General features: G+C 63.5%; 19 protein-coding genes, 1 other RNA gene and 1 pseudogene. 11 read left to right on the top strand and 10 right to left on the bottom strand.

Features of this window, described 5'->3' with window-relative positions:
* Positions 1 to 3 precede the first annotated feature (3 nt).
* The 3 genes and pseudogenes from pyrC (at position 4) to rnpB (ending at position 2408) form a co-directional block, all read left to right on the top strand.
* Positions 4 to 1074: a dihydroorotase gene (pyrC, locus tag ACTJLB_RS08550; protein ID WP_020069307.1), complete on the top strand. Its 1071-nt coding sequence runs from the start codon at positions 4 to 6 to the stop codon at positions 1072 to 1074.
* Positions 1075 to 1085: 11 nt separating this feature from the next.
* Positions 1086 to 1907: pseudogene (locus ACTJLB_RS08545) on the top strand (DUF3025 domain-containing protein); the annotation flags it as partial.
* Positions 1908 to 1994: 87 nt separating this feature from the next.
* Positions 1995 to 2408, top strand: an RNA gene (gene rnpB / locus ACTJLB_RS08540) — RNase P RNA component class A.
* A gap of 110 nt (positions 2409 to 2518) precedes the next feature.
* Here rnpB and ACTJLB_RS08535 read toward each other — a convergent pair.
* Entirely contained in the window at positions 2519 to 2941 is a 423-nt protein-coding gene (locus ACTJLB_RS08535) for an OsmC family protein (protein WP_025602559.1), read from the bottom strand.
* Positions 2942 to 3568: 627 nt separating this feature from the next.
* Here ACTJLB_RS08535 and rplM point away from each other — a divergent pair.
* The 3 genes from rplM (at position 3569) to erpA (ending at position 5034) form a co-directional block, all read left to right on the top strand.
* Positions 3569 to 3997: a 50S ribosomal protein L13 gene (rplM, locus tag ACTJLB_RS08530; RefSeq protein WP_020069304.1), complete on the top strand. Its 429-nt coding sequence runs from the start codon at positions 3569 to 3571 to the stop codon at positions 3995 to 3997.
* An 11-nt stretch (positions 3998 to 4008) separates the two neighbouring features.
* Positions 4009 to 4401, top strand: a complete 393-nt coding sequence (gene rpsI / locus ACTJLB_RS08525) for a 30S ribosomal protein S9 (protein ID WP_007180423.1) — start codon at positions 4009 to 4011, stop codon at positions 4399 to 4401.
* A gap of 267 nt (positions 4402 to 4668) precedes the next feature.
* Complete coding sequence (gene erpA / locus ACTJLB_RS08520) at positions 4669 to 5034, top strand: iron-sulfur cluster insertion protein ErpA (protein ID WP_007180424.1); 366 nt, start codon at positions 4669 to 4671, stop codon at positions 5032 to 5034.
* Between the two features lie 124 nt (positions 5035 to 5158).
* On the opposite strand, the gene ACTJLB_RS08515 is transcribed toward erpA, so the two are convergent.
* On the bottom strand, positions 5159 to 6289 hold the full coding sequence (locus ACTJLB_RS08515; protein ID WP_310353105.1) for an anhydro-N-acetylmuramic acid kinase: 1131 nt from the start codon (positions 6287 to 6289) through the stop codon (positions 5159 to 5161).
* Positions 6290 to 6515: 226 nt separating this feature from the next.
* Here ACTJLB_RS08515 and tyrS point away from each other — a divergent pair, with 226 nt between their 5' ends.
* From tyrS to ACTJLB_RS08500, 3 genes are all read left to right on the top strand, one after another.
* Positions 6516 to 7766 carry a tyrosine--tRNA ligase gene (tyrS, locus tag ACTJLB_RS08510; RefSeq protein ID WP_440783012.1) on the top strand — a complete coding sequence of 417 codons (1251 nt, stop codon included), beginning with the start codon at positions 6516 to 6518 and terminating at the stop codon, positions 7764 to 7766.
* A gap of 43 nt (positions 7767 to 7809) precedes the next feature.
* Complete coding sequence (dtd, locus tag ACTJLB_RS08505) at positions 7810 to 8268, top strand: D-aminoacyl-tRNA deacylase (RefSeq protein ID WP_440783010.1); 459 nt, start codon at positions 7810 to 7812, stop codon at positions 8266 to 8268.
* Positions 8269 to 8334: 66 nt separating this feature from the next.
* Complete coding sequence (locus tag ACTJLB_RS08500) at positions 8335 to 9006, top strand: histidine phosphatase family protein (protein ID WP_440783008.1); 672 nt, start codon at positions 8335 to 8337, stop codon at positions 9004 to 9006.
* A 195-nt stretch (positions 9007 to 9201) separates the two neighbouring features.
* Here ACTJLB_RS08500 and ruvB read toward each other — a convergent pair whose 3' ends face one another.
* The 3 genes from ruvB to ruvC all read right to left on the bottom strand — a co-directional run bounded on the left by ruvB (position 9202) and on the right by ruvC (position 11648).
* Positions 9202 to 10266, bottom strand: coding sequence for a Holliday junction branch migration DNA helicase RuvB (ruvB, locus tag ACTJLB_RS08495; RefSeq protein WP_020069299.1), 1065 nt, complete (start codon positions 10264 to 10266; stop codon positions 9202 to 9204).
* A 133-nt stretch (positions 10267 to 10399) separates the two neighbouring features.
* Positions 10400 to 10981, bottom strand: coding sequence for a Holliday junction branch migration protein RuvA (gene ruvA / locus ACTJLB_RS08490; RefSeq protein ID WP_020069298.1), 582 nt, complete (start codon positions 10979 to 10981; stop codon positions 10400 to 10402).
* Positions 10982 to 11105: 124 nt separating this feature from the next.
* Positions 11106 to 11648: a crossover junction endodeoxyribonuclease RuvC gene (ruvC, locus tag ACTJLB_RS08485; RefSeq protein WP_020069297.1), complete on the bottom strand. Its 543-nt coding sequence runs from the start codon at positions 11646 to 11648 to the stop codon at positions 11106 to 11108.
* Between the two features lie 128 nt (positions 11649 to 11776).
* Between ruvC and ACTJLB_RS08480 the strand changes: the two genes are divergently transcribed.
* Positions 11777 to 12016, top strand: coding sequence for a hypothetical protein (locus tag ACTJLB_RS08480; protein WP_087752493.1), 240 nt, complete (start codon positions 11777 to 11779; stop codon positions 12014 to 12016).
* Between the two features lie 120 nt (positions 12017 to 12136).
* Here ACTJLB_RS08480 and purH read toward each other — a convergent pair whose 3' ends face one another.
* The 5 genes from purH to ACTJLB_RS08455 form a co-directional block, all read right to left on the bottom strand.
* Positions 12137 to 13702, bottom strand: coding sequence for a bifunctional phosphoribosylaminoimidazolecarboxamide formyltransferase/IMP cyclohydrolase (gene purH / locus ACTJLB_RS08475; RefSeq protein ID WP_408165677.1), 1566 nt, complete (start codon positions 13700 to 13702; stop codon positions 12137 to 12139).
* Between the two features lie 56 nt (positions 13703 to 13758).
* Positions 13759 to 13992: a Fis family transcriptional regulator gene (locus tag ACTJLB_RS08470; RefSeq protein WP_020069294.1), complete on the bottom strand. Its 234-nt coding sequence runs from the start codon at positions 13990 to 13992 to the stop codon at positions 13759 to 13761.
* Complete coding sequence (gene dusB, locus ACTJLB_RS08465; protein WP_020069293.1) at positions 13989 to 15065, bottom strand: tRNA dihydrouridine synthase DusB; 1077 nt, start codon at positions 15063 to 15065, stop codon at positions 13989 to 13991. Before dusB ends, ACTJLB_RS08470 begins: the two co-directional genes overlap by 4 nt.
* 261 nt (positions 15066 to 15326) lie before the next feature.
* Positions 15327 to 16697, bottom strand: coding sequence for a UbiH/UbiF/VisC/COQ6 family ubiquinone biosynthesis hydroxylase (locus tag ACTJLB_RS08460; RefSeq protein WP_440783006.1), 1371 nt, complete (start codon positions 16695 to 16697; stop codon positions 15327 to 15329).
* A gap of 19 nt (positions 16698 to 16716) precedes the next feature.
* The gene (locus tag ACTJLB_RS08455) at positions 16717 to 18108 is read right to left on the bottom strand and encodes an aminopeptidase P N-terminal domain-containing protein (protein WP_288825181.1); all 1392 of its coding nucleotides are present in this window, start codon (positions 18106 to 18108) and stop codon (positions 16717 to 16719) included.
* Positions 18109 to 18326: 218 nt separating this feature from the next.
* Here ACTJLB_RS08455 and ACTJLB_RS08450 point away from each other — a divergent pair, with 218 nt between their 5' ends.
* A complete protein-coding gene (locus ACTJLB_RS08450) occupies positions 18327 to 18947 on the top strand; it encodes a glutathione S-transferase C-terminal domain-containing protein (protein ID WP_087752497.1) in 621 nt (206 codons plus the stop codon).
* The last annotated feature ends 215 nt before the right edge of the window (positions 18948 to 19162 follow it).

The raw sequence follows: 19162 nt of genomic DNA, 5'->3' as shown, positions 1-19162 counted from the left end.
GCCATGACCGATTCCAACGCTTCTCCTGATTCCCGCGACTCGATCACGCTCGCACGCCCGGACGACTGGCACTTGCACGTGCGCGACGGCGCAATGCTTGCAGCCGTGTTGCCGGACACAGCCCGCCAGTTCGCTCGCGCGATCATCATGCCGAATCTGAAGCCGCCGGTCACGACCACGGCGATGGCGCAGGCGTACCGCGAGCGCATCGTCGCCGCCATCCCGGCCGGCGCGAAATTCGAGCCGCTAATGACGCTGTATCTGACGGACAACACGCCGCCGGACGAAATCCGCCGCGCGCGCGACAGTGGTTTCGTTCATGGCGTGAAGCTCTACCCGGCGGGCGCTACGACCAACTCGGACGCCGGCGTGACCGACATCATGAAGTGCGCGAAAACGCTTGAAGTGATGCAGGAGACCGGCATGCCGCTCCTCGTGCATGGCGAAGTGACGGACTCGTCGATCGATCTGTTCGACCGCGAAAAGGTGTTCATCGACCGGGTCATGACGCCGTTGCGCCGCGACTTCCCCGCGCTGAAAGTGGTGTTCGAGCACATCACCACCAAAGACGCGGTCGACTACATCCGCGAAGCCGGCGTTGCGCCGAACCTGCTCGGCGCGACGATCACCGCACACCACTTGCTGTACAACCGCAACGCGATTTTCCAGGGCGGCATTCGTCCGCATTATTACTGTCTGCCCGTGCTCAAGCGCGAGACGCATCGCGTCGCGCTGGTCGAAGCGGCAATCTCGGGCAATCCACGTTTTTTCCTGGGTACCGACAGCGCGCCGCATCCGAAGGGTTTGAAGGAGCACGCTTGCGGCTGCGCCGGTTGCTATACGGCGCTGCACGCGCTGGAGCTGTACACCGAAGCCTTCGACCAGGCGGGCGCGCTCGACAGGCTCGAAGGCTTCGCGAGCTTCTTCGGCGCGGACTTTTATGGTCTGCCGCGCAACCAGGAGAAGGTTACGCTTCGTCGGGAAGAGTGGACGTTGCCTGCTGAATTGCCAGTCGGCGATACGCCTGTTGTGCCGCTGCGTGGCGGTGAGTCGATCGGTTGGCGGCTGATTTGAGGCGCTGCTAGATGCAGAGCGAAGCAGGCTCGGGTGTGGTCGACGGCGAAGGCGCTGGAGCACGGGTGGGTGCGGAACCGGTGCCGGGCGCGGGCGCAGGGGCGCGCTTCGCCGCTATCGACTGGTCAAGGCCGTGGTTCGCGCAGTTCGCCGGACGCGGCCAGCGCTGGCAGCGGGCCGCGCTCACGAGCTACGCCGCGTTGCTCGCCGAAATGAATGCCGACGCCGCTAACACGTGTCAGACCACAGGCCGCGGCCAACGCCTCGCGTTCATCGCGCAGGACGAACTACCGCCCGGCGCCGCGTACGAGGCGCACATCGCGTCGACCGGCCGCGTGCCGACACGCCACAATTTGCACGACTTCTTCAACGCGTCGATGTGGTTCGCCTTCCCGCGCATCAAGGCCGCGCTCAATACACGGCAGTCGGCGGCGATCGACCTGCTCGGCGTCGGCTCGACGCGCGGCAGCGTGCGCGATGCGCTGACTCTCTTCGACGAAAACGCACTGCTGTTTGCGTGCAGCGATCCAGCGTTGAGCGCCGCGCTGCGCGGCTTCGACTGGCAGACGTTGCTGCTCCAGCGGCGCGACGCATGGGGTTCGAGCTGCGAAGTGCGCTGCTTCGGCCATGCGCTGCTGGAAAAACTCATCGCGCCGTTCAAGGGCTGCACGGGGCATGCATGGATCGTCGACGTACCGTCGGCGTACTTCGAATGGAACGCCGCCGTCCGCGATGCGTGGCTGGACGAGGCGGTCAGCGCCGCGTTGCTGACCACCGACGCGCTGACGAGCCGGCTGTTCGCGCCGCTTCCGGTGCTCGGAATTCCGGGCTGGTGGCCCGACAACGAGACACCGGGCTTTTACGACGACAAGTCTGTATTCCGCTCCGGCCGGCGCGCAGATGTTAAAATCGGCGCCAGCAAAGCAGGCCAGGCAGTCGCGGCCTCAGCGGCTTCGGCCAAAGAGGGCGAGGAAAGTCCGGACTCCACAGGGCAGGGTGATGGCTAACGGCCATCCGTGGCGACACGCGGAACAGGGCAACAGAAAGCAAACCGCCGATGGCCCGGCGCAAGTCGGGATCAGGTAAGGGTGAAACGGTGCGGTAAGAGCGCACCGCGGCTGCTGCAAGGCAGACCGGCACGGTAACCTCCACCCGGAGCAATTCCAAGTAGGCAGGCGCGCATCTTCGAGATGCAGGACGGGGCCCCCGTCTCGTCTGCGGGTAGGAAGCTTGAGCGTGTCAGTAATGACTCGCCTAGAGGAATGGCTGCCACGCGCGTCGCGTCTTCGGACGTTGCGCGTGCACAGAATCCGGCTTATCGGCCTGCTTTGCCACCTCATAAAAAATGCCGGCGTCTTTTCAGAACGCCGGCATTTTCGCTTCTCCGTGCGGGGTTTCGGTCAGGACCGCCCGCGCGGCTCGTGCTTTCGCCGTGACACTTCGCTCAGTTCGCCACAATATCGAACGAGTGCGTAAGTTCGGCCGTTTTCGCGATCATGATCGACGCCGAGCAGTATTTGTCGTGCGACAGGTTGATCGCGCGCTCCACGGTAGCCGGGTTCAGATTCTTGCCGGTCACGGTGAAGTGGAAGTGGATCTTCGTGAACACTTTCGGATCTTCGCTGGCGCGCTCGGCCTTTAGCGTCACCGAGCAGCCCGCGATTTCCTGGCGGCTCTTCTTCAGGATCATCACGACGTCGTAGGCGGTGCAACCGCCCGTGCCGAGCAGAACCATCTCCATCGGACGCGGTGCGAGATTGCGGCCGCCGCCCTCGGGCGCGCCGTCCATCGCAACCAGGTGGCCGCTGCCCGTCTCAGCAGCAAACGCCATCCCGTCTTGCCCCATCCAGCTCACTTTGCATTCCATGCTGTACTCCACCGCGCATCGCTATATCGAGACGGCATTGTAGCCCGGCGATCCAGCGTCCGCCCGAGGCGACTCGCGAGCCAAATATGCGAATTGACGTCTGACTTGTTGCAGCGCGGCATGTTGGGACGGGTTAGGCAGATTGCCCCGCGTTTAGGGGATTTACTCTAGTAGCGCTGGCTTGCGCCGCGCAACTGTGTATGTCTCGTCGCTGTATCTACTTGGGCAGACACGCCCTTTGCTACTCGTAATCCGCATTATGAAATGCAATTTCACATTGCAAATGTTCTTGCGTTGCACAAGCTTGCTTCATATAATTGCTCCATCGGTTGCGGCAGTTCGCAACCTCCGCTGTCTCCTCCACCTCCTCCTTTGGTGGATTAAACCCGAACCGCTCGTTCGGGTTTTTTTTCGCCCGCGTTCTCACGCGCTCCGAAGGCCTCACGAAGGCACATTCGGTATCAAGTCCAGCACGTTTTGACTTGACGTCGCAAATTCCTTTATAATTCAGGGCTTTTCCGCATTCGCGCCCGCGGAGGAAGAACAGGGAGAGCCTGCACGCGCCTCGATGCGCACACTACAAGCAGGAAAAAACACATTGGGCGCAGCAATTTTTTTGGATCGATCATGAAGACGTTTTCCGCAAAAGCCCATGAGGTGACGCGCGAATGGTACGTGATTGACGCGACGGATAAGGTTCTCGGGCGTGTCGCCAGCGAAGTGGCACACCGTCTTCGCGGCAAGCACAAGCCTGAATTCACTCCGCACGTCGACACCGGTGATTTCATCATCGTTATCAACGCCGGCAAGCTGAAGGTCACGGGCAACAAGGCTACTGACAAGAAGTACTATCGCCACTCGGGCTACCCGGGCGGTATCTATGAAACGACGTTCGGCAAGATGCAAGAACGCTTCCCGGGCCGTGCGCTCGAAAAAGCGGTCAAAGGCATGCTGCCGAAGGGCCCGCTCGGCTACGCGATGATCAAGAAGCTGAAGGTCTACGCTGAAGCAACGCATCCGCATTCGGCGCAACAGCCGAAAGCGCTCGAGATCTAAGGGGAGCCCACATGATCGGTAACTGGAATTACGGCACGGGCCGCCGCAAGAGCGCCGTCGCACGCGTGTTCATCAAGGCAGGCAAGGGCGAGATCATTGTGAACGGCAAGCCTATCGCCGATTACTTCTCGCGCGAAACGTCGCTGATGATCGTTCGTCAACCGCTGGAACTCACGAACCACGGCGTCACGTTCGACATCAAGGTCAACGTGAACGGTGGCGGTGAAACGGGTCAAGCCGGTGCAGTTCGCCACGGCATCACCCGCGCGCTGATGGACTACGACGCAACGCTGAAGCCGGAACTGTCGAAGGCTGGCTTCGTTACGCGTGACGCTCGTGAAGTCGAACGTAAGAAGGTCGGCTTCCACAAGGCACGTCGCAGGAAGCAATTCTCGAAGCGTTAATCGCTTCGGGTGCGCACCGGCTCCAGGGCCGGAACGCAGCAAAAGCCGCCAACGCTGTCGCGAAGGCGGCTTTTTTTTATGATTACGGCCCCGCTTGGGGCAATGGCGCGGTCGCCGATCGGCCCCCGTCGGCGCCGATGCGGGCAGGACTGCGCGCAACGGCAGTGTCGATCGAAGCGACTGTAAGAACCCATTGATTTTGTGGGCTTCGGCACGATATTGAGATCAGCCCTACAATAGCGGTTAGAAGCTTTTTGGAGAGTTCGAATGAACGCAGTCACCGACACACCCGTGACCGAGATGCCCGCCCCCTTCGTCTTTACCGACGCAGCGGCTGACAAGGTCAAGCAACTGATCGAAGAAGAAGGCAATGCGGACCTGAAACTGCGCGTTTTCGTGCAGGGCGGCGGCTGTTCCGGCTTCCAGTACGGCTTTACGTTCGACGAAGCCGTCAACGAAGACGACACCGTCATGAACAAGAGCGGCGTGCAATTGCTGATCGACTCGATGAGCTACCAGTATCTGGTCGGCGCTGAGATCGACTACAAGGATGACATCAACGGCGCGCAGTTCGTGATCAAGAACCCGAACGCGACCACTACGTGCGGTTGCGGTTCGTCGTTCTCGGTCTGACAACGGAAAGACAAAGCGTTGGAAAGCAACGGGGCTTCGAGCCCCGTTTTTTATTACCTGCGCAAGCCGGCGAGACGCGCGCCCGCGCGACCTCCGCAACCGCGGTCACTCAATGACCACCGCGTCAACGCGGGTAAATTGCTCCCAACACGCGTTCCGCGCTCGCGCCGGTAACAGCCGGCAAACTTCCCGGCAGGCGCGCGACGCAGCGCATCGCGAGCCACGCAAAGGCCAGCGGCTCGACCTGGCTCGGCGGCACGCCGAGGGCGTCGGTCGTCATCACGGGAACGCCGCTTACGCCGCTGTCTTCCAATGCCTGCTGCAGCGCCTTCAGAATCTCCGGATTGCGCGCACCGCCGCCGCACACGTAGACCGCTCGCGCGTCCGGCGCGTGCCGCTCTATCTCCCGCGCGACTGTCACAGCGGTTAGCGCGACCAGCGTCGCCTGCACGTCGGCCGGCGCGAGTCCGCCAAACGGGCGCAGTTTGGCGTCAAGCCACTCGGCGTTGAACAGGTCGCGACCGGTACTCTTGGGCGGCTGTTGTGCAAAAAACGGCTCGTCGAGCAGCGCGTTCAGCAGTGACCGGTCGACCTGGCCGCTTGCCGCGAACTGACCGTTTTCGTCGAATGGCTTGCCGAGATGGCGCTGCGCCCATTCGTCGAGAAGCGCGTTTGCCGGGCCGCAATCGAAGCCCCGCACGCTGCCGGTCGCATTCAGAATCGTGATGTTGCTGATGCCGCCGAGATTGCACACCACGCGCGTCTCGTCTTTCGCGCCGAAGATGGTCGCATGAAACGCCGGCACGAGCGGCGCGCCCTGGCCGCCAGCGGCGACGTCCCTGCTGCGGAAGTCGGCGACCACGTCGATATGCATCATCTCGGCAAGCAGCGCCGGGTTGTTGATCTGCCGCGTGTAGCCTTTTTCCGGCCTGTGCCGCACCGTCTGCCCATGCACGCCGATCGCGCGCACTTCGGCGGCGGAAACGTGGCAACCGCGCAAGAGCTCGTGACAACACACGGTATAGCGCGTGGCGAGCGCATTGGCGGCCAGCGCTTCCCGTTCGATCTCGTTTTCGCCCGGCTGCTGCAGCGCGAACAACGCGTCGCGCAAGCCAGCCGCAAAGCCGACGAACGCCTCGGCCAGCACCACGGGCGGTTTCCCTTGCGCGAACCGGACAGCCACGCCGTCCACACCGTCCATGCTGGTGCCGGACATCAATCCAAAGTAGACGCCGTCTGCGGGGTCTTGCGCCACGTTGCTGCTCCTGATCATGGTTCGTTGCTCTTTCATTGCCGCTGCTTTGCGAAGGTTTTAGCAGATTATCGATGCAAGCGCGCTCGAATATAAAGCGCGTCCCGGGCGAACGGACCTACTGGACGTCCAACCCGCACCGCCAGAACGCGCTCTCACCCCTGCCGGTGGGCGCGGCGGCGCGCATCTATGGGACAATCTACCTTTTCCGCGACTTCCCGTTTCCAGCATGAGCACCGAGTCCACCAAGCCTAACGCCGCCCCCGCCTTCCCGATCACCGACGAAGTCCGTCACGCGCTCGCCGTCAGCAAGCGAGGCGTCGACGAATTGCTGATCGAAGAAGAATTCGCGCAAAAGCTCGCGAAGAGCGCGGCGACCAGCACGCCGCTGCGTATCAAGCTCGGTCTCGATCCGACCGCGCCGGACATCCATATCGGCCACACGGTCGTACTGAACAAGATGCGGCAGTTGCAGGATCTCGGTCACACGGTCATTTTCCTGATCGGCGACTTCACGTCGCTCATCGGCGACCCGTCGGGCCGCAATGCCACGCGCCCGCCGCTCACGCGCGAGCAGATCGAATCGAACGCGAAGACTTATTTCGAGCAGGCCGCGCTGGTGCTCGACCGCGAGAAGACCGAGATCCGCTACAACAGCGAGTGGTCGATGCCGCTCGGCGCCGACGGCATGATCAAGCTCGCGTCGCGCTACACGGTTGCGCGAATTCTCGAACGCGAAGATTTCACCAAGCGTTTTCAGAGCGGCGTGCCGATTTCTATCCACGAATTCCTGTATCCGCTGATGCAGGGTTATGACTCGGTCGCGCTGAATGCCGATCTGGAACTCGGTGGCACCGATCAGAAGTTCAACCTGCTGGTCGGTCGTGAACTGCAGAAGCAGTACGGCCAGGAGCAGCAGTGCATTTTGACGATGCCGCTGCTCGAAGGCCTCGACGGTGTCGAGAAGATGTCGAAGTCGAAGAACAATTACATTGGCATCAGCGAAAAGCCGACCGAGATGTTCGGCAAGCTGATGAGCATTTCCGACGTGCTGATGTGGCGTTACTTCGAATTGCTGTCGTTCCGTCCAATGGACGAAATCGCAGGCTTCAAGAAAGAGATCGAGGCCGGCCGCAATCCGCGCGACTTCAAGGTCATGCTAGGCCAGGAAATCGTCGCGCGCTTTCACTCGCAGGCCGATGCCGAACGCGCGCTGGAAGACTTCAACCACCGCGCGAAGGGCGGCGTGCCGGACGATATCCCGGCGGTGACGCTGGCGGGCGCACCGCTAGCCATCGGCCAATTGCTCAAGCAGGCCAACCTCGTGCCGTCGACGAGCGAAGCGTTGCGCAACATCGAGCAGGGCGGTGTGAAGATCGACGGCGCGACTGTGTCGGACAAGGGCCTGAAGGTCGAGTCGGGCGAGTACGTCGTGCAGGTCGGCAAGCGCCGCTTTGCGCGCGTCACGCTGACTGCGTAAGTGTGCGGGCAATGAACCGAACTTCGCAGCCGGAGACTGCCCGATGATCGCGTTGATCCAGCGCGTGCGGCGCGCCGAAGTGCGCGTGGCCGACCGCGTGACGGGCGCGATCGACGCGGGCCTGCTCGCGCTCGTGTGCGCGGAGCGTGGCGACACCGAAGCGGCGGCCCACCGGCTGCTCGCCAAAGTGCTCGGCTACCGCGTGTTTAGCGACGCCGCAGGCAAGATGAACCTTTCTGTGCAGAATCTGGACGGCGCCGGCCGCGCTGGCGGTCTGCTGCTGGTTTCGCAGTTCACGCTGGCCGCGGACACCAACAGCGGCTTGCGTCCGAGCTTCACGCCGGCCGCGCCGCCAGACGAGGGCAAGCGCCTGTTCGACTACTTTGTTGCGGCGGCGCGCGCAAAGCATCCTATCGTCGAGACCGGCGAATTCGGCGCCGAGATGCAGGTGTCGCTCGTCAACGACGGGCCGGTCACGTTCTGGCTGCAGACCAACGCCTGATTTTCGCGCAGTTCTTGCAACCGTAGCGGTTCGGCACAACCGGCCTACAGCGCCCAACTGGATCCCATGACCACGCAGATTCTGTTTATCCGGCACGGCGAGACCGACTGGAACCGCATCAAACGCATTCAAGGGCACATCGACATTCCGCTCGCGGCGGTAGGACTTGCGCAGGCGCAAAGCCTTGCACGCCGCATCGCCGATGAAGTGAAGCACGGCGCGCGGCTCGATGCGATCTATTCGAGCGACCTGCAGCGCGCGCGGCAAACCGCGCAACCCTTCGCGGACGCGCTAGGTTTGCCGGTGCATCTGCGCGAAGGTTTGCGCGAGCGCTCATACGGCGCGTTCCAAGGTCACGACAGCGATGAAATCGCCGCGCGTTTCCCGGACGAATACGCACACTGGCAGACCCGCGACCCCGGCTTTACGCCACTCGGAGGCGAGTCGCAGCGCGCGTTCTACCACCGCGTGTTGCACGCGATCGAACCGCTCGTCGCCGCGCATCCGGGTGGGCGAATTGCCTGCGTCGCGCACGGTGGCGTGCTCGATTGTGTGCGTCGCTTTGCATGCGGTTTACCGCTCGATGCGCCGCGTGACTACGCGCTGCTGAACACTAGCGTGAATGTGGTGGACTTCGACAACGGCCGTGCGACGGTGGTGTCGTGGGGAGACATCTCGCATCTCGACGCGCCTGGCGCCGACGACAGCTTCAAGAAGGGTCCGGAACTGGGGCGTTGATCACTCGCGCCGCGTCGCGTGAACTCGTGTCACGCCGTTGAGCGAATATCCGAGGCCGCGCGCCGCGGTAGCCGACGACGCGCGCGTTCGAACACGCCGTTCATTCCGTTAATCTGATTACTTGCCGCGACGACCCGCACGCGCGCCAGGTTGCTCAACCGGCCCAGGAATAGCCGCTCGCGCCAAGATCCGGCTTCAGGTCGCAGCCGAGTCCCACAGCCCAGGCAACGTGCTGGACGCGTCCGGCGCCGCGAGCCCGAAGTGCCGGTAAGTCAGCAGCGTGGCCACGCGGCCGCGCGGCGTGCGTTGCAGGAAGCCTTGCTGGATCAGATACGGCTCAAGCACGTCTTCAATAGTGTCGCGCTCTTCGCCAATCGCCGCTGCAAGGTTGTCGACGCCGACCGGTCCGCCGTCGAACTTGTGCAAAATCGCTTCCAGTAGCTTGCGGTCCATCAGGTCGAAGCCGACCGCGTCGACGTCGAGCATTCTGAGCGCCGCGTCGGCGACTTGAGCGGTGATGTTGCCGTCGGCTTTTACCTCGGCGAAATCGCGCACGCGGCGCAGCAACCGGTTGGCGATACGCGGCGTGCCGCGCGCGCGCTTGGCGATTTCGAACGCGCCGTCAGGATGAATCTGCGCATTCAGCAGCGAAGCCGAACGCGTGACGATGCGTGCGAGTTCCTCGGCGTTATAAAACTCCAATCGTGCAACGATGCCGAAGCGATCACGCAACGGATTGGTCAACATGCCCGCGCGGGTGGTCGCACCGACCAGCGTGAACGGCTGCAAGTCCAGCTTGACGCTGCGCGCGGCCGGCCCTTCGCCGATCATGATGTCGATCTGATAATCCTCCAACGCGGGGTACAGAATTTCCTCGACGACCGGTGAAAGCCGGTGAATTTCGTCGATGAACAACACGTCGTTGGCTTCGAGATTGGTCAGCAGCGCGGCCAGGTCGCCGGCGCGCTCCAGCACCGGCCCGGAGGTTTGCCGCAGATTCACGCCCATTTCCCGCGCGATGATGTGCGCGAGCGTGGTTTTGCCCAAGCCCGGCGGCCCAAACAGCAACACATGGTCGAGCGATTCGGAGCGGCGCTTGGCTGCCTCAATGAAGATTTCCAGCTGACCGCGCACTTTTTCCTGCCCGACATATTCTTCGAGCTGGCGCGGTCGCAACGCTCGTTCGAACGCTTCTTCGTTCGGCGAGACGGGCGTGGCCGCGATGATGCGCTCGGCGGCGAGTTTGTCGGTTTCGATCATGTGGTCATTGTACCGCGCGAGGACGGTCGGTAAACCCGGCCGAATGGCCAATGCGCGTCGACCTGACAGACGACCTCACATCACGCGGGTGTCATTGCCCGAGCACGGCGAGGCCGCCGCCAGGGCGTCAGCTTCAGGCCTTGGACAATGCCTTGAGCGCGAGCTTGATCCCTTCCGAAACGCCGGTGCCGGCCGGCACGTTCTTGATTGCCGCCAACGCTTCTTTCTCCGAGTAGCCCAATGCGAGCAGCGCGTTGAGAATGTCGGACGCGTGATCCGATGCCGACGCCGCGCCGGCCATCGCGCCGAGGTCCGCACCGAGCTTGCCCTTCAGTTCGAGCAGCAGTCGCTCTGCCGTTTTCTTGCCGATGCCCGGTACGCGCGTGAGGCGCGCGGCGTCCTGCAGCGTGACGGTTTGCGAAAGCTCGTGCACGCTCATGCCGGACAGCACGGCCAGCGCCATGCGCGCGCCAATTCCCGAGATTTTCAACAACTCGCGGAAAGTGGAGCGTTCCTCCGTCGTGCCGAAGCCGTAGAGCAGATGCGCGTCTTCTCGCACGATCATTTGCGTGAGGAGCACCACGCGTTCGCCGGTGGACGGCAAGTTGTAGAACGTGCTCATGGGCACATCGACTTCGTAACCGACACCGTTGCAGTCGACGAGCAGATGCGGCGGGTTTTTTTCCAGCAGAACGCCGGCAATGCGACCGATCATGGCGAATTCAGATTCGAGAGAAAGGGCGAGTGTAGCGCAGGGCGTGTGCGCCGCTTAAGGCCAGTCATTGCATCAGGCGAAAAAAGCGGCGGCCGGCACGGAAACGGCGGGCGCCGCGGCAACATCAGCCAACCAGACGCCCGCGCCGCACGCGCAGTCCTTTCTTTGCAAGCGATGGCGCGATGCCACCGAGCGTGCTCAATGTCGTGCCGCCGTGCGCATGACAAATGGCCATGCCGAGCGCGTCGGCGGCGTCGGTGCTCGGCACGCCCGAAAGATTGAGCAGACGCACGACCATCTGCTGCATCTGCTCCTTGGTCGCGCGGCCATAACCGACTACCGCCTGCTTCAACTGCAGGGCAGTGTATTCGGCGACCGGCACGCCGCCCGCGACGAGTCCGCAGATGGCCGCGCCGCGCGCCTGGCCCAGCAGCAACGTAGATTGCGGATTGACGTTGACGAACACCTTTTCGATCGCCGATTGATCCGGCGAGTGCTGGCGAATCAGCGTCGAGATACCCTCGAAGATAGTGCCGAGCCGCGACGGCAAGTCGGCGTCCGCGGTCTTGATGATGCCGCTCGCGACATAGCTCAGTGTGTGACCGCTTTGATCGATCACGCCGAAGCCGGTCACGCGCAAGCCGGGGTCGATGCCGAGAATTCTCATGAAGTGCCGCAGATGCGGTTAAAACCAGGTGCCTGCGATACTACAACACACACGCCGCGCGGCGGTCCGCATGTGGCGGGGCAGGCGGAATAAAAACTGCTGCCGTGGACACAGGGAGGCGACCGCACATGCAGCGCTATGGGAACAGGAGCGGAAAATCGGGCGTCGTGGCTTACGAAATCGGCGATAACTTCGTCGCCGCTCGCTTCAACTCGGGCACGACCTACTGGTATTCGAAACAGAGCGTCGGCGCGAAACATGTTGCTGCGCTCAAGCGCCTCGCGAAGCAAGGCGAGGGCCTTGGCACCTACATCAGCCAGCACCCGGACGTGAGGGACGGCTACGAGCGCAAGGATCCCCCGGACTAACGACTCAGTCGGCGTTGCGCGGGCGTCCAAAACAAAACGGCCCGGCGGAAAATTCCACCGGGCCGTTCTATCGTCGCCTACTGCGGATGTTGCAATGACACGCCGCTCGTCAAACTCGAATCAATGCCGGAAATGACGCACGCCGGTCAACACCATCGCGATGTTGTGTTCGTCAGCGGCGCTCACCACCTCGTCGTCGCGCATCGAGCCGCCCGGCTGGATCACGCAGGTCGCGCCCGCTGCCACGACCACGTCGAGGCCGTCGCGGAATGGGAAGAACGCGTCCGACGCGACCGCCGAGCCACTCAGCTTCAAACCGGCGTTCTGCGCCTTGATGCTCGCGATGCGCGCCGAGTCCACACGGCTCATCTGGCCGGCGCCGACGCCGAGCGTCATGCCGTTGCCGCAGAACACGATTGCGTTCGACTTCACGTACTTCGCCACGCGCCATGCGAACAGCAGGTCGTCCATTTCCTTCGGCGTCGGATGACGCTTCGTGACCACGCGCAACTCGCGCGGCTGCACGTTCTTCGAATCGAGTGATTGGACCAGCAGGCCGCCGCCCACGCGCTTCAGATCGAACGCGTTATGGCCTTCGCCTAGTGCGATTTCAAGCAAGCGCACGTTCTGCTTCGCCGCGAAAACCTGGCGCGCTTCGGCACTGAACGACGGCGCGATCAGCACTTCGACGAACTGCTTGGCCACCGCTTGCGCCGCCGCTTCATCCACTTCGCGATTGAACGCGATGATGCCGCCGAACGCCGACGTCGGATCGGTCTGGAATGCCTTCGAGTAGGCTTCGTTCGCGTCCGCGCCGACCGCCACGCCGCACGGATTCGCGTGCTTGACGATCACGCAGGCCGGCACGTCGAAGGTCTTCACGCATTCCCACGCCGCGTCGGAGTCGGCGATGTTGTTGTACGAGAGTTCCTTGCCTTGCAACTGGTTGTAGTTCGCGAGCGCGCCGGCCGGCACCGACAGGTCGCGATAGAACGCGGCGCTCTGATGCGGGTTTTCGCCGTAGCGCAAATCCTGCACCTTGTCGAAGGCGAGGTTGAAGGTCGCCGGATAAGCGTTGCGCGACGCGTGCTGCAGTTCGTCGGTGAGACTCGTCAGATAGTTCGTGATCGCGCCGTCGTACTGCGCGGTGTGTGCGAACACCTTGGTCGCGAGACGGAAGTTCGTCTTGTACGACACCGCGTTGCTGTTCGCGCGCATTTCCTCGAGCACGACCGCGTAATCAGCCGGATCGACCACCACGGTCACGTCGCGATGATTCTTCGCGGCGGAGCGCAGCATGGTCGGGCCGCCGATGTCGATGTTCTCGATCGCGTCTTCCAGCGAGCACTCTTCCTTCGACACCGTCTGCACGAACGGGTACAGGTTCACAACCAGCAGGTCGATGGTCGGAATGTCGTGCTTCTCGAGCGCTGCCATGTGTTCCGGCAGGTCGCGGCGCGCGAGAATGCCGCCGTGCACCTTCGGATGCAGCGTCTTCACGCGCCCGTCGAGCATTTCCGGGAAGCCCGTGTAGTCGGCGACTTCAGTGACGGAGAGGCCGGCGTCCGCGAGCAGTTTCGCGGTGCCGCCGGTCGACAGGATCTTGACACCGAGGTCCGACAGCGACTTGGCGAAGTCGACGATGCCGGACTTGTCGGAAACGGAGATGAGCGCTTGCTTGATCATGATGAAGACGAAAAGCCGAAGGGAAACGTGGCAGGGCGCGAGAAAACTACTTCGAGCTACAACAAACCGTGCTGTTGCAGCTTCTTGCGCAGCGTATTGCGGTTGATGCCGAGATACTCGGCGGCCAGCGACTGATTGCCGCCGGCCTGCTCGAGCACCACTTCGAGCAGGGGTTTTTCAACGCACGAAATCACCATGTCGTACACGTCGTGCGGATTCGAGCCGTCGAGATCCTGGAAGTACACGCCCAGGCTGTCGCGGACAGATTGTTCGATATTATTCTTGCTCATGCTGCTAGTCGGTCTGTGTGGTCCTCGCCCTTGTTGTCGGGCCCGGAGTTGCCGACGGTTTCGTCGACGTAGACGAGGCGGTCGGAGATCGCCTTCTGTGCGTCGAAAAACTCGTTGACGGCGAGGAGTTGTTCGCGCGTGGTGTCCAGCGTATTCATGCGATGCCGGAACACGTTGGCGCCGGAAAGGCCGCGAGTGTACCAGCCGATGTGCTTGCGCGCAGTGCGAACGCCGGTAAATTCCCCGTAGAACTCGTAGTGATCTTCCAGGTGTTCGTTCATGACCTGCTGGATTTCGTCGATGCGCGGCGGCGGCAACAACGCGCCCGTCTGCAGGAAATGTTCGATCTCGCGGAACAACCACGGGCGCCCCTGCGCCGCGCGGCCGATCATGATGGCGTCCGCTCCCGTGACGGCAAGCACGTGGCGCGCTTTTTCCGGCGACGTTATGTCGCCGTTGGCCACCACCGGAATGCGCACCGCCGCTTTGACTGCGGCGATGGTCTCGTATTCGGCGTCGCCGTGATACAGGTCGGCGCGGGTGCGGCCGTGCACAGTCAGCATCGAAATGCCGGCGTTTTCCGCAAGGCGCGCGACGTTCAGCGCATTCCTGTTCTCGCGATCCCAGCCGGTGCGGATTTTCAGCGTGACCGGCACCGCGTCGGGACCGACGCCCACTGCGCTCACCACTGCCTCGACAATGCGCTGCACGAGCGGCTCGTTCTGCAACAGGGCCGAACCGGCCGCCACATTGCAAACCTTTTTGGCCGGACAGCCCATATTGATGTCGATGATCTGCGCGCCGTTCGCCACGTTGTAGCGGGCCGCTTCGGCCATCATGGCGGGATCGGCGCCGGCGATCTGCACGGCGATCGGCTCGACCTCGCCCGCGTGATTCGCGCGGCGCATGGTCTTCTCGCTTTTCCACAACTGCGCGTTCGAGGCGACCATTTCGGACACGGCATAGCCCGCGCCCAGCCGTTTGCACAACTGCCGGAACGGACGGTCTGTCACGCCGGCCATGGGCGCGACGAACAGGTTATTGCGTAAATTGTGCGAGCCGAGAGTGGGCATGACATGGACGCGCCAGCGACCGATTGCACGGTGTTGTCAATCGGAGCGTTCGCGAAATGCGAGGGAAAACCGCTATTTTAGCGTTAACGGATAGCCCGCACCGGACCTGCGAGTGCTGTAACCCATTAAATCTTCTATGAAAGTCGTCGGCGTCATAGAGTTCTGACTGCTCGCTGAACCTGGTTCGGGCGACGAAGGCGCGACGAAAGCGGAGCCGCGCGAGCCCGCGCATAAACCGGCACGCGAGCCGCGCGCCTATGCTCAGCGGCGCTGCCCGAACATCATCTGACGCGCGAGCGCGGTTTTCACGGGAGGCACGAATTCGAGCGCGGTCAGCGCGAGGCCGCGCATGACCGCGAGCGGCGCGAAGTCGACGGTGAAAAGACGCGCGAGCGTGTCGGTCGCACCGATCGTCATACGGCGGTCGAGCGCGCGGCGCTGCGCGAACGTCGCGAGCGCGAGCGGCGTGGGACCTTCCGCCGACAACGCGTCGGCGAGCGCATGCGCGTCGCGCAAGCCGAGATTGAGCCCTTGACCCGCTACCGGATGCAGCGTTTGCGCTGCGTTGCCGATTGCGACAGCACGACCCTTGACGAGCGTATCGACGGCGTTCAGGCCGAGCGGGAACGATGCGCGCCCCTTGATGTGCGTGAAGCGTCCCATGCGACCGCCGAACGCGCTGCCGAGTTCGTGCAGGAAATCGTCGTCGGAGAGTTGCGCGCGGCGCGCGGCTTCGTCCGGCGAGCAGCACCACACGAGGGCGTAGTCCGCGCCACGCACGCCGCCCATCGGCAGCAACGCGATCGGGCCTTCTGGCGTGAAGCGTTCCCACGCGACATGCGGCTGCGGCGCCGACACGGTCACCGTGCCGACCAGCGCTGTTTGCCCGTAGTCGCGCGTGCTCTGCGTGCCCTGTTTGTCCGAGCGTTTGCCGGCATGCTCGCCCGCGTCGTTCGGCGCCGATGTGCGCGTGTGCGCTTCGGGGTCGCGCCCGTCGTCTGCTTCGGTGTCGTTCTCGGTGCTTGCGCCGACCGCCGCGGCTGCGCGCCTCTTCGCGCCGCCGTGCCCGCTTTTCTGGTCGCCGAACAGGCCACCTTCCGCATTCACAAGAATCCGTGTGCGTAAGCGGCGCGTGACGCCGGCGGTTTCGATCGGCAGCGTGACGCCGTCGTTTTCCTGAATGGGCGCGGCGGCGGAGGTCGAGCGGAACCAGTGCACGGGCGTCGCGTGCACGGCTTCGGCGAGGCCATGCACGATCGAGCCATAGCGCAGCACATAGCCGAGCGCCGGCAGGCCGTGCTCGGCGTGGTCGATCAGCGTGCGGCCAAAACGACCGCGCTGCGATACGTGGATGCGTTGGATCGCGGTGGCGTCGGCGGGCCAGCGCAACGGCTCAAGGATCATGCGGCTGCCGTGCGAGACGGCGATCGCGCGCGGATCGGCAATCGAATCTTCGGGCTCGCGGGCGTCCACGAGGCCGACTTTGAGCGCGCGCGTCGCGCTGCGGCGTGCCAGCCAACCGGCCAGCGCGAGCCCCACCGGCCCGGCGCCCACGATCGTCACGTCGAAGTCGAATGTCTGATCGAGTGCGGCGGGCCTCAGGATCACCGTGGACGGGGAGACATCGTTCATTGCGGGATACTTCCTTGTTTCAAGAGCCGCGGGCGTCGCGCATCAGCGCTTCGATCTCGTCGGCGGCGACCGGCACGTCGCGCGTCATCAGTTCGCAGCCTGCGGGCGTGACGATCGCATCGTCCTCGATGCGAATGCCGATGTTCCAGTAGCGCTCGGGCACGCCTTCGGCCGGGCGGATATACAAGCCGGGCTCGATGGTCAGCGTCATGGAAGCCTGCAACGTGCGCCAGGGCAACGCGCCGGTTTCGTCGCGCGGCGCGCCGCGCTCACGGTAGTCGCCGACATCGTGCACATCCATGCCGAGCCAGTGGCCGGTACGGTGCATATAGAACGGCGCGTAGGCGCGTTCGGCGATCAGGTCGTCGACAGAAGCGAACTTGTTGCGCTCGACAATGCCCGTGTCCAGCAAGCCTTGCGACAGCACGCGCACGGCGGCCTGATGCGGATCGTCGAAGCTCGCGCCGACGCGCGTCGCGTCGACAGCCGCCTGCTGCGCGGCGAGCACGATGTCGTAAAGCTCGCGCTGCGCCGGCGTGAAGCGCCCGCTTGCCGGGAACGTTCGCGTGATGTCGGATGCGTAGCCGTCCAGTTCGCAGGCGGCGTCGATCAGGATGAGGTCGCCATCCTGCGCAATCGCGCTGCCGGCCGGATAGTGCAGCACGCAAGCATTGGCGCCGGCCGCGACGATCGACGTATAGGCGGGCGCCTGCGCACCGAATTTGCGGAACGTGTAGAGCAGCTCCGCCTCGAGTTCGTACTCGCGCACGCCGGGGCGGCACGCCGCCATCGCCCGGCGGTGCGCCTGCGCGGAGATCTGTCCGGCGCGGCGCATGATCGCCAGTTCGTGGTCGTCCTTGATGAGCCGCATGTCGTCGAGCAGCGGCACGAGATCGCGCGCGGCCATGGGCGCCGCGACGCCGCTGCGGCCTTGAGCGCGCACGGCCTCGAGCCAGCCGCGCACCTGGCCGTCGAGTTTCTCCGACGTGCCCAGCGCGTAGTGCAGCGACGGCTTGTCCGCGAGCAGCCTCGGCATGTGCGCGTCGATTTCGCCGAACGGAAACGCGGCGTCGAATCCGAAGGCTACCCGCGCGCCGTCGGGCCCGAAACGGAACCCTTCCCACGTTTCGCGCTCGATATTTTTCTCGCGGCAGAACAGGATGGACGCGGGCTCGCCCGTTGCGGCGCTTGCGTCGAGCACGAGCAGCGCTTCGGGCTCGGTGAAGCCGGTCAGATAGTAGAAGTAGCTGTCGTGCCGGTACGGATAATCCGCATCGCGGTTGCGCAGCGCTTCGGGCGCGGTCGGCACGATGGCGACGCCGCCGCCCGCCGCGCGCAGCGCGGCGAGTACGCGCTCGCGGCGTGTACGGTAGACGTCGATGGCAATGGTGGGTTCGGTCGGCTGGTTCATCGTGCGATTGTAGCGCCCAATGCACAGAGTCATTTTGTGCCGATGCCGACGCCGAACGACCGGCGCGTTGGCCGTTCGGCCGGCTAGACGGCGCTCGGGCGGCGCGGCAATGTTGCAATCCATCCACAGCGAACGTGCATGCGGCTCGCAGAGAGCGCACGGGCCGCTCGCGCAACGCGCCAAGCACTTATACTTTCGCCGGATTCAGAAAAAGGCAGATGGCAATGATGAAACTCATCGGTTCGCTCGCCAGCCCGTTCGTGCGCAAAGCGCGCATCGTGCTGGCCGACAAGAAGATCGACTACGAGCTGGTGCCCGAGAACGTCTGGGCGCCGGATACCCGCATCCACACCTTCAATCCGCTCGGCAAAGTCCCGTGCCTCGTGATGGAAGACGGCGAAGCAGTGTTCGATTCACGCGTGATCTGCGAGTACGTGGACACGCTGTCGCCGGTCGGCAAGCTGATTCCGCAAGCGGGGCGCGAGCGCATCGAGGTGCGTTGCTGGGAAGCGCTCGCCGACGGCCTGCTCGACGCCGCCGTGCTGATCCGCCTCGAAAGCACGCAGCGCACGCCGGAGCAGCGGGTCGACGCGTGGGTGGCGCGGCAGCAACGCAAGATCGACGAATCGCTCGTCGCCATGTCTCAGGGCCTGGGCAGCAAGCCGTGGTGTGCGGGCAATCACTACACCCTCGCCGATATCGCCGTGGGTTGCGCGTTGGGCTATCTCGACTTTCGCATGCCGGAACTGAACTGGCGCGAGTCGCACCCGAATCTCGACAAGCATTTTCAGAAGCTTTCGTTGCGTCCGTCGTTTATTGATACTGTGCCGGTTAACTGACTGATCCGATAAAGCACGGTGCCCGCGATTACAGCAAGTTTGCAAAATTGCGTTAATCAGTCTTTCAAAGTCATGAATTAATGCTTTCGTTTGTGGTAAAAAGCGCCTCCCGTCAGGCGCTTTTTTTTCGTCTGCCGCGTGGGGCAATGGTTCTGCGGTTATTTATTCGGCATGTTTTCAGCGTCGAAAGCGGCCATTGCGAATGCGCGACGCGT

The organism is Paraburkholderia sp. 22098, from assembly GCF_052045935.1.
In the GTDB taxonomy this organism is placed as follows: Bacteria; Pseudomonadota; Gammaproteobacteria; order Burkholderiales; family Burkholderiaceae; genus Paraburkholderia; species Paraburkholderia caledonica.
The sequence above is the reverse complement of the archived record's forward strand: the minus strand, read 5'-3'. Positions and strand labels throughout refer to the sequence as shown.